Source organism: Saprospiraceae bacterium (genome assembly GCA_016715965.1).
In the GTDB taxonomy this organism is placed as follows: Bacteria; Bacteroidota; Bacteroidia; order Chitinophagales; family Saprospiraceae; genus Vicinibacter.
This window is the reverse complement of the sequence record JADJXG010000001.1, coordinates 1,238,815-1,251,891: the sequence shown is the minus strand read 5'-3', so window position 1 is coordinate 1,251,891 and position 13,077 is coordinate 1,238,815. Positions and strand designations below refer to the sequence as shown.

Here is a 13,077-nt window from a genome sequence, read left to right as displayed (position 1 = left end):
CAACTGTTTTGGGTAATACACCATTTTCTAAAACTGCCCAAAGATAAGCGATTTTTCACTTAATAGACATATAAAATGAATGTAATATTTAAAATTTTGATTTATAGCTGATATTAAAGGAATTAAAGAAATTAAAAAGATATTAAAAAGGCCTGACTGCGACTTTTCGTCACAATCAGGCCAACACACTGCATTTACTCAATCCTTTATCATTTGATATAAACCAGTCTTCTGGTTTCTGTCGTTTCGCCACTGTTCATTTGCAGGAAGTAAACACCACTTCCGGGGAGCTCATTCCCTTTAACGATCCATTGGTGGGTACCTCTCGGGTAATCTTTGTACACTTTTCGGATAACCCTTCCGTTCATCTCGTATAGTACAAATTCAATAAATTGACTTTCAGATAATTCAAAACTTATCTGGGTTTGGCCCTGGAATGGGTTGGGTTCGCATTCAAAGAACTTTATACCTCTTAATGGCTCTTCTGTACTTCTGAAGCTCAGCTCAAGGTCATTGGCTGTAATATATTCATCGTAAATTTCAGAATGATAGTCCTGACCCTGTGTGAGATCAATGGAATTCTCTAAAGATCCTTCATCCAGTGCTTTGAAGACCAGATAGAAAAGGACTTCATTCTTTTGGGTCATCCGATTTGTCTCCAAAGCGTGGATCATTTTTACCAGACCATTGGTATGATGGTATTCAGCCTCATCGATCTCGAGTATTCCTTTTTCAAATCCAATGAAACTCAATTTGCTCATGTCATAGGATAAACCAAACTGTAATCCTGACAAGCCCATGCTCTGTTCCATTCTGATCGGAATCCTCAATTCCTCACCGATCGCATAATTTCGCTCAGGAGCCACCAAAACCACTGGTGTTGTGCGGCTTTCTGCTTCTTTGCTCGCACCATTTAGCTTCGCATCTCCTGAAACATCGCCGATCTTTATTGCATAAAAATTGGAATTCATTTCATTTTTATTGATCGGATTGAATACAAGGGTCTCTGGATATGGAGCGGGTCTGTTTGGATCAGCAAACTGATGCGCCATAGGTACAAACCTCCAGGACTTATTGTTTTGATATTGATTGATCACTCCGAGTACCAATTTTCTGATTTCAGTAATGTCCGCTGCGGTCACAAAGCCATTGAAATTGGCGTCCGCCGCGATGACTCTGTACGGACTATTCAGGTTTTCCTGACCCAGGATGTGTCTTTGGATCATAACAATATCCTGTCCGGTTACACCATTGACAAAATCATTGTTTCTTATGGGTCTGACGACATAGTTCAAATTGGCGCTGACCGTATTGAAAGAATAGACACCATTTGCATCTGTATAGGCCAATACGGAACTTGAAGGATTGCTGCGTTCAAGTTGTACTTCCACATTGCTCAATGCTTTGTTGCTCGCAGTAGTCAATCTACCCTGGATGGTCAGACTGTTTGGACAAACTTTGTTTGGATCCTGTACCTCAATGGTCACTTCGCAGTAATCTGAATTGCCGGCCTGATCAAAGACATACATTCTGATGATGTTGAGTCCGATATTGCCACAATCCAGTCTCATGCTTTTGTGATAAGTTGTATCCGTTTTAAAGTAAAACTTCAAACTGTCTTTGGGCGTACAATTGTCTTCTGAATTGATGTTGTAATCTTTCGCCCAGATTTCCACGAATTTTCCGCTAGGCATAACGGTCGTTACAATGGAGCTGTGACAATATGGAGTTGGTTTCTTACCATCTCTGACCGTCAGCAAGAAGCTGCAGAAACTTAAGTTGTCACAACCATCCCATACCCTGAAGGTAACTTTATGGGTTCCGAGCGGATAATTTCCACTGGCATTTCTACTGGCACCTGAGAATCCTAAATCTGCTTTGCCATCATTGTAGAGATCCACTTCATAATACCATTTTAAACTTAGAGAGTCTGTACAATCATCGATGGCGTAGCCAATAAGATCCACATGTCCTCCACAACCAGGTCCAAATACATCTACTGTATCGTTTTTACAATCATTGACGAATGTAGGAGGAACTTTGTTGATGATTTTGACAATTTGTTTCCATTGCCAGTATCCTCTCGTTTCAGGATTGTTGGGTTGGTAGATACACCAATCAATCACTTCCCAGGTTCTAATAATTTTAATGCATGCATCGGGATCATTGATAAATGGTTGATCCGTATATTTTGTAAAGATGCTGTTGCATTTATCTGCACCACGAATTAATGGTCTGCCTGTACTATCAGGATTGATATTTTCCATTTGAATACAAACCGTATTGGTGATATAGTCATCAGGCCAAGTGATGCTTATATTATCAGGGTCGTAATCTTTGATGACGATTCTTTGAATACAAGATCCTTTAAGACCTCCCTTATCCGTTGCTTCAAACAATCTGAAGATGGTATCTCTACCGCAATTTCTTCTGACAGTTGGTGTTTCAACGAGGTCAAATCCGCAACCATCAAAAGCATAGCCGTCTATCTTTTGGCCACTGAAAGAGGCGGTTGAATCTTTGATTACAATGTTCTTTCGGTCAGAAATATTTTTTCTGACGGTTCCAAAGACATCGTAAGTCGTATAATCAAACTTACAGCTCACAGTAATGTGCGGAGGACACACCACCAATGGGACCGTTTTATCCTGCACATCCACTTCCACCATACAAACATTGCTATTGTTGTTGTAATCCCATATTCTCAAAGACACCATGATGGTCTTGTTGATGTCGTCACAACAGAAATAGACATAAGGTCCCCACTGGCTGCTACGGGCTGAGTCATTGCAAGGAAATCCATTGTCCATTCTCTTTGCTTCGTAGTAGGATATACCACAATTGTCATGGGACCTATCGTCAAAAGTAAACGCCTCTATTTTGGCAGTTCCATCCAAAGTCAAAGAGACGACTGTTTTTTGATCACAGACAGGCACAGGTGGTACCTGGTCTTCTACGGTGACTTGTGTATTACAATCCGCAAAATTATTGCACTCATCGGTACCTCTGTACACGATCCAACTGGTACCGAGCGGCAAACCAGTAATCATATAACCATTGGCCAATCTAGTGATGTTATTTTTAGAAGTTCCTTCAAAAGTCGGTGCTCCTCCGGGACTTGCAATTTTATATCCGATTTCATAGCTTATATTGGAACAATCAATGGCAAGCGGAAGAGGAACAATGGCAGTTCCTGTACATGTCCACACATCTGTACTCACGGTAAGCTGTGCAGGACAAGTTAAAATAGGACCTCTGTCATCCACGACTTTAATCAATTGATTGTGTATGTAAATATTAAATGGTGATGGCATACACCAGTCGATAACCGTCCATTTTCTGATTACTTTAAATGATTTTGGGCAAACCGGAATAAATTGGTCTTCATAAGTAGTTACGATTTTGCAAGCCCCCCAAGTTGGGAAAATGGGTTCTCCATCTACTTCCGGAACTCCTGTGGAATCCAAAGGTGGAATGGTGTCGTGGTTGTTGCAATAAAAAGTAACATCTCCCGGCCAATCAATGTCAGTTTCTCTGAATTTCTCGAAGTAAACACATTGGGTGCAGGTATCTGACCGGTTGCCGCTTGCATCCGTATAATAGTAACGGATGGTTCTTTTTCCAATGATAGAATCCAAAGGGTTGGAAGCACAATTAAACATCTCCATTTTGTCTTCAATGGTATGTCTGGTCACTGGAGAACAAAACTCTGTTACAATTGGCGGTATCAATTGATAATTGGTCCTGTTACAGAAAACAGTATCATCCGGAGGACAAATGACCTCAGGAGGATATTTATCTTCCACCAGGATTTCACCCCAACAACTATTGCCATTGGCTAGCGTAACTGACACCTTTAGTCGTTTACCGACATGGGTAGAGTTGACCACTGGTTGTGGCAAAGGTTGGTTGTTGGTGCCATACACCACCACAGTATAAATACAGGTTGGAGGTGCACCAGGATTTTGCAACAACATCGCTGGTGTAATGGTCAGCTGGCAATCTCTTTCCAGCGATACCTGCACCAGGTTATTGCAATTGAGCGGGCAAACCTGTGCATTGGTGTTGGTCAGGTAAAGCCCCATAAACAGGATTGTTCCGATGCTCATCCAGAAGGATTTAGTTCGGAGGAAAATCGTGTTCGATTCTTGAGTAAACATTTGCTTTTTCATGTGAATACTTTCAGTTAAATGGATATGAGTAATTACAAAAATTTCTATGGACAATTTTCCAACAGACCGGAGTCCGAAGGCCAATTGAGTTTTGTGTGAATGGTTATAAAATTTATTGCATCAAATTCAGCTCGTTTGCCAGCTTGACAAGTCTTACCGAATTATTTACGCCCAGTTTTTTCATCATGTTTCTTCGATGCACGTTGACCGTTTCTTTGCTGATGTACATTTCGGCCGCGATTATCTTGGAAGACTTTCCCTGCATCACCTTTTCGAGGATTTCTATTTCTCTTTTGGTGAGCACAAACTTTGCGTTGTATCTGTTCATTGAAACAGCAGTTTCTGCTTTTACCGGATTTTTCAAATCTACTTTGTTCGGTCGTATTCCAGGTCCAAGGTAAATTTCACCAAGCATCACTGTTTGGATGGCTTGTACAATATCTTCCGGATTGGAATATTTTGACAGATAACCATCAGCACCTTGCCGGAATGCTTCCCGCACGGTCTTTGGTTCGGTCGTGGCAGAGACTACAATCACCCTGCATTCAGGGAGACGGGTTTTGAATGTTGGAATCAACTTGATTCCATCGGCATTACCGAGATTCAAATCGAGAAATATCAGATCTAATACTTCGTAAGAAAGACTGGAAATCAATTTTTCATGATCGCTCACAGATTGGGTGATATCCAATTTGTAATCCTTGATCGCCAGTGTCTGAAGAAGAAGTTGAAAACCCTTCAGAAACAATACGTGGTCGTCAACAATTCCTACTTTCAGATTACGCATATAGTCTTGGTCTAATATGTCTCTGCGCAAACACTGCAAATCCAATGCCAAAATCCGGTTCTAAATGACGTCCACAAAAAGGAAATTGCAATGAATTAAAAAATAAAAATGTATAAAATTGTGGTGTTCCGAATACTATAAATGAAATTTGAATTTAATTTCAAGAAAAAATTAATTTATTTTTTTTTGTAATATGAAACATGAAGACAATTCTTTGTCTCTATCAAAAGCGGATTGAACAAAATTTTACAAATGTGTAGTGGCGGAGTGATGGATTGTATATGAAACTGCAGGCTTATCCCAATAATGATCCTGCGTTTGACCAGTTGATTTCACCATTGACTGCTGAGGTGTATTGAAATCCGGGTCTTAGCCCAAAGGCGCCAAATCTACCTTTTTTGTCCATGGCGATATATCCCACCTGGAATTCGCCATAGTCAGCTATGTCGGTCAACCTTTTAATTGCTTTTTCGCAGGCTTTTTGTGGATGCATACCCTGGCGGATCATCTCAACGATGGAAAAGGCACCTACTTTTCGAATAACAGCTTCTCCCAAACCAGTGCCTGTGGCGCAGCCATACTCATTGTCCACATAGAGGCCTGAACCTATAATGGGAGAGTCGCCGACTCGACCTTTCATTTTGAAGGCGAGTCCGGATGTGGTACAAGCTCCCGACAAGCGCTGCTGGGCATCCATGGCCAAAATTCCTATCGTATCATGTTTCTCTGCGTTTATTTTCGGTTTGTATTCCGACTTTTGCAACCATTCCTTCCAGGCTTTTTCAGCAACTGGTGTCAATAAGTTTTCTTTCTTGAATCCATTGGCTTCAGCAAACAGTTCAGCACCTCTTCCAGCCAAATACACATGGGGGGTTTTTTCCATGACCAGTCTGGCCAGGGATACTGGATGCATGATATTCTGAACAAACATCACGCCACCCGATCTGCCCAGATGATCCATGATGCAGGCATCGAGACTGACGTCGCCATCACGATCCGGAAACCCACCGTATCCGACCGATGTGTCTTTGGGATCAGCTTCCGGTATTCTGGCTCCGGCTTCTACGGCATCCAATGCAGAACCATTTTCATTAAGGATGGCCCAAGCCGCTTTGACGGCATCCAAATTTTTCCAGGTGGCAATCAATTTCCTGCCGGGATTTTTTGCGCTGGAATCACTCAACCAGCGCAAGCTATCCATGGCTGACATGGTATAAAGCCCACCTACTCCTGCTAATAATTTCTGAAAGAACGCTCTTCTTTGATTCATTTTTGAAAATCCAGTTTTATTTCGTCGATAAACAACCAACTCTTCTCGCCCATGGACAAATGCCATTCGGGCAAGGGTCCCGCATTGTGCACTTTGATTTTTATCTTTTTGATGGGTCCTGTAGATTCGGATTCAAACCGATGGGTCAGAGATTCATCTGTTGAAGCAGAAACATCATGTCCGATTTTAACAGGTTCCTGCCATCGGATGCCATCGGATGAAAATATAAATTCAACCCATTTCGGCAATAAAATCCAGGATTTTTGATCCTGCAGACAGGAGATGGAAATATTTTTTAAATGCTGTATTGAATCCAAAATTATTTCAGCTTCTACATCTGTGCCGAAAAATCCCTGCCACAAGCCATCTCTGAAATCCCTGCTTCCACTCAAACCATCCATCATGGCCTGATCTCCGCCTGCAGAATACACAGGCGCGTATTCTGTCATCAGCTTGAATTGAAAGCCGCAGGGTCGGGGGTCAAATTTTGCACAACACCAATTATTGTGGTCCTGATTTATTTCAAGCTGAAAACAAATTTCATCTGATGAAGAAATACGGATGGGATTCTGGTATATTTTTTTCTGAGTTCCTTCTGACTTTACATGATAAAAGATGTTTTCAGGATAAAGTGATTTGATTTGGATTTCCTGCGTCTTATCAAAAACCCTGTCTCCTTTATAGAGATAAGGCATGGGTTTGTAGTGATTGGTTTGTAGGTCTAACCATTCATCACTGTAGGTATTCCATTTATCAGTATCACTGTACTCGAAAACCACCCGATCACCCGGTCTTAAATGAATGGGTTGTTGAACATGCTTTTTATTGTGAAGGATTTTCCCAATTTGTTTTTGACCCCGATTTTGATCTTTTTTGATCACAATCGAACTGGACATGGCAGGACTGATGGTAATTTGATCTGCCATCGGAACACCGGGATCCAACAAAGGCGTAACCGCCATCAGCGGATAAAGTCCCAGAGTACTCCACAGATACCAGGCAGACATCTGGCCACAGTCTTCATTTCCACTCAATCCGTCGGGTTTGTTGTGATAAAAGGACTGCATGATATAACTCACATACTTTATCGTTTTATCATGCCTTCCTGCATAGTTGTACAGATAAGCCACGTGATGGCTGGGTTCATTGCCGTGTGCATATTGTCCGATCAGTCCGGTGATATCCGATTGAGCCCTGCCTGTAAGTTTGGATTCTGCTGTAAACATTGCATCCAATTTTTTTTCCAGAGCATTTCTTTGATTTAGTGGGTTGCCGGCTGCAAAACATTGCATCATACCAACGGGATCATGGTGGGCGCCAAAGACATATTGCCAGGCATTCGCTTCGGTGAAATGAAAATTCACCTCACGTGGGTCAAAGGGACTTAGAAATTTGTGGTTTAATTTTGCCTGAAAAAATCCGGTTTCCGGATTGAATAAATTTTGATAATAATACTTCTCCTCACCATCCTGTCCCAACAACAAATCCAATGCTGCCATGTCCACACTGTTTTCCAAAGTTTTGCTGACCGATTCGCTGCATAGATCTGAAGATATATATCCGGTTCTAAAATTATTCAGACAGGAAAAATCCAAGGCCATGGTCGCTTTTGCAGCGGCAGCCAAAGGATCGCGCTTTAAAGGAAAGGCAGGATGCTTATCTAAGACCGCATAAGACAGTACCGGTAAGGAATGATTGCCGATCATACAATAAGTTTCGTTGTTGCTGAGCTCCCATACCGGCAACCTTCTACTTTCTTTAAACTGGCCTAAAAAACTTTGGATGAAATGATAATTGTAATCAGGATACACCAGTTGATAGAAAGGATGAGCGGCGCGATACGTATCCCACAAAGAAAAAACAGTATATCTTGGATAGTTTCGATTGCCTTTGTAAATTTTTCCATCCATGCCCCTGTACCGCTGATCAGCATCCTGATAGAGGGAAGGGTGAATACAGAGATGATAGAGCGCGGTATAAAAAATCGACCACTGATCCTGTTGCCACTTGTCGTCCTTAATTTTGACCCGCGATAATATATTTTCCCAGGCTTCTCTGCAATCGAATAAAGTTTGCTGAAAATCAAATCCGGCCCATTCCATTTCCATATTGAATTCAGCACCACTCACATCCACGGGAGAAATGGCGCATTGCAGGAGAACAGTTTTTACAGCAGGATCAAAAAAGCAAATCAGCTGGGTCGAATCCCTGCTCATCCGATGTTTTTGGATGGGACTCGAGGTCCTGATGTGGAAAAATAATTTCTGGTCCGAGGCCCAGGCCGAGGAAAACCGATGCCCGCTTATCGACTGCTTGGAGATATTTTCAAACCCTGCAGATAAAATTTTGTCCCTGTGTCTCAAATCAATCGCGATCCATTTTTCTTTGTTCTGATCCGGGAATTCATACTGGTGCAGGCCGGTTCTGAGGGTAGTGGTTAGGCTTACTTTTGTTTTGTAACGGTCCAAAACAACCGAATAATAACCCGCCTCGGCTTTCTCATTCTTCTTTTTGAAAGGAGAGGAGATATTGGGAAGACGCTCAAATCCATCCTGGATCGATAACTTCCCGGTACCCGGCTGGATCAACACATCACAATAATCCGGGACACCTGTACCTGACAAATGGGTGTGACTAAAGCCATAAATCACAGAATCGCTGTAGTGATATCCGGAACATCCATCCCAACCTTCCAATCGGGTATCAGGACCCAGCTGTACCATTCCAAAAGGTCGCACAGGGCCCGGAAAGGTATGACCATGACCACCGGTGCCAATAAAGGGATTGACATGGCGGTAGAGTTGACCCGACAAATGGGTCAGAAAAAACAAATGTATCAAGAGGCAAAGCCATATTCCTTTTTTATGCATCGCGGTCCAAATATAGCTCAGGCCCAACACTTGACTTTGGATTATTTTTGCGGCCAATATGCTGGTATATTTTTTGGTTAGATTTGTCATCTGGAACTTCAGTTGGTGGAATTTTGCGATCGTCAACAGGGCTTCGCAAATATTGTCATGGTTTCTAAGGAATGTACTGAGATACCGCAGGAAGGTCATGGAAGAAAATCTGAAGAATTGTATCCCACAGCTTTCACCTTCTGAACTTAATCATACCATTCGCCAAAGTTATCTGAACTTATCCGATGTGCTGTTGGAGTCTATCAAAGGACTAAGCATGTCCGAGATTCGGCTGGCGGATCGAACCAAGATCATCCGGGCAGAGATGGTGGAAGAATATTTGAATCGAGGTCAATCTGTCATCTGTGTTTGCGGACATTACGCCAATTGGGAATGGGCAGTTTTGTCCATCGGATACCGCTTTAAACATAAAGCAATTGGCATTTACAAGAAAATCAACAACCGATGGGTGGAGGATTATATCAAAAAACTGAGGGCCAAATGCACTATGAAACTATTGACCACCCATGAGACCCGATTTATTCAGGATGAAATTCCCAAAGGCAAACTGATCTTATTGATATCAGATCAAAATCCCTCCAACATCCGTGATGCCATTTGGGTGAAATTTTTTGGAAGAGATACTGCATGTTTGCATGGTCTTGAGAAATATGCAACGACCTATCAATTACCGGTCATCTATATGGAGATGAAAAGGACCAGTCGATCCAATTATCAAATGGAATTTGCGATGCTTTGCGAAAAACCATCTGAACTTGCAAAAGGAGAGTTGACCCAATTGTTTATGTCGCGACTGGAAAAAACCATTCGGGAAAATCCATCAGACTGGCTTTGGTCGCATAAGAGGTGGAAGCATCAACGACAATGAAATGATATTTTCTTCAACCAAAATATTTTTTGATGGCCTCAATCGTTTCTTTTGTTTTTTCCGCATGAACCCAATGACCGGCATCTGTGATAGATTGAAATTGGGCCTTTGAAAACATATAACGGATGGAATTGTGATCATCCAAAGAAATATAATTGGAATTTCCGCCGGATAAAAACAAAACGGGTGTTGCGACTGGATTTTCAAATTTAATTTTATCCATAATTTTGGGATAGTTGGCGATGATTGCAGTTAAATTGCACTTCCATTGAAAACCATTTTCTGATGCTCTATCCAGATTTTTCAATATAAATTGTCTGGTCCCAAAATCAGGAATACTTATTTTTAATAATTCATCGGCGTCAGATCTTTTTGCCAGTTGCGATAAATCCATACTGCTCATGGCTTGCAGAATGGATTCATGACCACCTGCATATTTTTTGGGTCCGATGTCGGCTATGATCGCTTTTCTAAACAAATCAGAATTCTCAGCAAGACATTGCATCACGACTTTTCCTCCCATCGAGTGACCAAGGATAAATACAGGTTCGGTGGACTGTTCTTCGATGAGTTGCAGAACATCAGCGGCCATCAGCGGGTAGTTCATGTCCTGAGTGTGTGGAGACCTTCCGTGGTTGCGCAAATCCACAAGGAAGACGGTAAATTCATCTGTCAAAGAATTGGCCACGGTCTGCCAATTGTCCAGACTTCCCAACAATCCATGCAGAATATAAAGCGCTGGTCCCGAACCTTGTTTTTTAAAATGCAATTTAACACTCTCCATCAAGGGGTTTGATTTAACTTTGCAGGTTTTAGATTAATCACAATATGTCAGATTTCAAATTAAATTCATCCTATCAACCATCAGGAGATCAACCGGATGCCATCCGTCAACTTACGGAAGGAATAAACAACAATGAGCGCGCCCAGGTTTTGTTGGGTGTCACCGGATCGGGAAAAACTTTCACCATTGCAAATGTCATTGCAGCCACCAACAAGCCCACTTTGGTCTTGTCGCACAATAAGACACTGACGGCACAACTGTATGGTGAATTTAAGGAGTTCTTTCCGGACAATGCGGTGGAGTACTTTGTAAGTTACTACGATTACTATCAACCGGAAGCCTATGTATCGGTCACAGATACCTACATCGAAAAAGACCTCTCGATCAATGAGGAAGTGGATCGACTCCGACTGAAGGCCACTTCTGCTATCTTATCAGGGAGGAGGGACGTGATTGTTGTGGCTACGGTGTCCTGTATATTTGGAATGGGTAATCCGGAAGACTACAAAGCCGGAATCATTCGGTTGCAAAAGGGACAGATACTGTCGAGAAATCAGTTTTTGTACCGTTTGGTGGACAGTCTGTACAGCAGGACAGAAAGCGATCTCAACAGAGGACAGTTTAGGGTAAAAGGTGATACCGTGGACATTCATCTACCGTATATTGAAAGAGGGCTTCGCGTCCATTTTTTTGGAGATCAGGTCGAGCAACTCGATGAGTTTGAACTCAGCTCAGGGAAGAAGATCAGCAGCATGGATTTTGCTGCAGTTTTTCCGGCAAACCTGTACGTTGCGCCCAAAGACCGTTTTAAATCTGTATTGGTACATATCGAGAATGAAATGTTTGAACAGAAAAAATATTTTATTTCTGAAGGAAAATATTTAGAAGCCAAACGGATTGAAGAACGCACCCAATTGGATTTGGAAATGATGCGTGAATTGGGATATTGCAGTGGCATCGAAAACTATTCGAGATTTTTTGACGGGCGGGTCCAGGGCACCCGGCCTTTTTGCCTACTGGACTATTTTCCGGATGACTATTTGCTCGTGATTGATGAGAGTCATGTGACCATACCTCAGATCCGAGGCATGTGGGGAGGTGACCGTGCGAGAAAAATGAACCTGGTACAATTTGGATTTAGATTGCCATCTGCCCTTGACAATCGCCCTTTGAGTTTTGAAGAATTTGAACAACAGATTCACCAGGTTATTTTCGTGAGTGCAACGCCAGCGGATTATGAAATGGGGCAAACTGAAGGATTGGTGGTAGAACAGGTGGTCAGACCCACCGGACTGCTCGATCCTCCCATCGACCTGCGCCCTTCCATGAATCAAATCGATGATTTATTGGATGAGATTCAGCAAAGAAAAGAAAAAGGAGAAAGAGTATTGGTTACCACTCTCACCAAACGAATGTCAGAAGAGCTGTCCAAGTATTTTCAAAATCTGAATCTGAGGTGCAAATACATACATTCGGAGGTGGACACGATGGAACGTGTTGAAATCCTGAGGGATCTTAGGTTGGGAGAATTTGATGTGTTGGTGGGCGTCAATTTGTTGAGAGAGGGATTGGATTTGCCGGAAGTTTCTTTGGTGGCCATTCTCGATGCAGACAAAGAGGGTTTTTTAAGAAACGCACGTTCATTAACACAAACAGCCGGAAGAGCCGCGAGAAACGCCAATGGACTGGTCATTTTTTACGCAGATAAAATGACCGACAGCATGCGCAAAACCATTGAAGAAACAGAAAGAAGAAGGGCAAAGCAGATGGCCTACAATGTTGAACACGGGATCACACCGACTACTTTGAGTAAATCGAGAGAAGAAATCATGGAAAAATCTTCCATCTTGGATTTAAGAGGAAAGGGCAGCAAAATATACACCGGACCGGACGAACCATTGTCAATGGCAGCAGATCCTTTGGTCGATTATTTATCAAGACCGCAAATTGAAAAGCTGATCCTTGAGGCTGAGAAAAAAATGAAAGAGGCAGCCAAAGATCTTGATTTCATTACAGCAGCAAGATACCGGGATGAGATGCAGGCGCTTAAGAAAAAATTGCAGGGAATTTGATGGGAATTTTGAATTTTGAGTTGTTAGTTTTGAATTTTGAGTTTTGAATTTTGAATTTTGAGTTGTTAGTTTTGAGTTTTGAATTTTGAGTTGTTAGTTTTGAGTTTTGAGTTGTTAGTTTTGAGTTTTGAATTTTGAGTTGTTAGTTTTGAATTTTGAGTTTTGAGTTTTGAATTTTGAGTTTTGAGTTTTGAATTTTGAGT

Annotated in this window: 7 protein-coding genes; 2 read left to right on the top strand and 5 right to left on the bottom strand. The window is 42.0% G+C overall.

Going from position 1 to position 13,077, the window contains the following annotated elements:
- Positions 1-209 precede the first annotated feature (209 nt).
- The 4 genes from IPM48_04600 to IPM48_04585 form a co-directional block, all read right to left on the bottom strand.
- A complete protein-coding gene (locus tag IPM48_04600; GenBank protein MBK9270854.1) occupies positions 210-4,109 on the bottom strand; it encodes a T9SS type A sorting domain-containing protein in 3,900 nt (1,299 codons plus the stop codon).
- A gap of 175 nt (positions 4,110-4,284) precedes the next feature.
- On the bottom strand, positions 4,285-4,959 hold the full coding sequence (locus IPM48_04595; GenBank protein MBK9270853.1) for a response regulator transcription factor: 675 nt from the start codon (positions 4,957-4,959) through the stop codon (positions 4,285-4,287).
- Between the two features lie 295 nt (positions 4,960-5,254).
- Complete coding sequence (locus IPM48_04590; protein ID MBK9270852.1) at positions 5,255-6,229, bottom strand: N(4)-(beta-N-acetylglucosaminyl)-L-asparaginase; 975 nt, start codon at positions 6,227-6,229, stop codon at positions 5,255-5,257.
- On the bottom strand, positions 6,226-9,189 hold the full coding sequence (locus IPM48_04585; protein MBK9270851.1) for a GH92 family glycosyl hydrolase: 2,964 nt from the start codon (positions 9,187-9,189) through the stop codon (positions 6,226-6,228). The genes IPM48_04590 and IPM48_04585 overlap by 4 nt, the downstream gene beginning before the upstream one ends.
- Between IPM48_04585 and IPM48_04580 the strand changes: the two genes are divergently transcribed.
- Entirely contained in the window at positions 9,158-10,018 is an 861-nt protein-coding gene (locus IPM48_04580) for a lysophospholipid acyltransferase family protein (protein MBK9270850.1), read from the top strand. The two genes, IPM48_04585 and IPM48_04580, sit on opposite strands and share 32 nt — an antisense overlap.
- 13 nt (positions 10,019-10,031) lie before the next feature.
- On the opposite strand, the gene IPM48_04575 is transcribed toward IPM48_04580, so the two are convergent.
- Positions 10,032-10,802, bottom strand: coding sequence for an alpha/beta fold hydrolase (locus IPM48_04575; GenBank protein ID MBK9270849.1), 771 nt, complete (start codon positions 10,800-10,802; stop codon positions 10,032-10,034).
- A 44-nt stretch (positions 10,803-10,846) separates the two neighbouring features.
- Here IPM48_04575 and uvrB point away from each other — a divergent pair, with 44 nt between their 5' ends.
- A complete protein-coding gene (uvrB, locus tag IPM48_04570; GenBank protein MBK9270848.1) occupies positions 10,847-12,874 on the top strand; it encodes an excinuclease ABC subunit UvrB in 2,028 nt (675 codons plus the stop codon).
- Positions 12,875-13,077 lie beyond the last annotated feature (203 nt).

Excerpts from the sequence above, each read along its gene's own strand:
- IPM48_04580 (MBK9270850.1), top strand. The coding sequence starts at position 9,158 with ATGCTGGTATATTTTTTGGTTAGATTTGTCATCTGGAACTTCAGTTGG.
- IPM48_04590 (MBK9270852.1), bottom strand. The coding sequence starts at position 6,229 with ATGAATCAAAGAAGAGCGTTCTTTCAGAAATTATTAGCAGGAGTAGGT.
- IPM48_04575 (MBK9270849.1), bottom strand. The coding sequence starts at position 10,802 with ATGGAGAGTGTTAAATTGCATTTTAAAAAACAAGGTTCGGGACCAGCG.
- IPM48_04600 (MBK9270854.1), bottom strand. The coding sequence starts at position 4,109 with ATGAGCATCGGAACAATCCTGTTTATGGGGCTTTACCTGACCAACACC.
- IPM48_04595 (MBK9270853.1), bottom strand. The coding sequence starts at position 4,959 with ATGCGTAATCTGAAAGTAGGAATTGTTGACGACCACGTATTGTTTCTG.
- IPM48_04585 (MBK9270851.1), bottom strand. The coding sequence starts at position 9,189 with ATGACAAATCTAACCAAAAAATATACCAGCATATTGGCCGCAAAAATA.
- uvrB (MBK9270848.1), top strand. The coding sequence starts at position 10,847 with ATGTCAGATTTCAAATTAAATTCATCCTATCAACCATCAGGAGATCAA.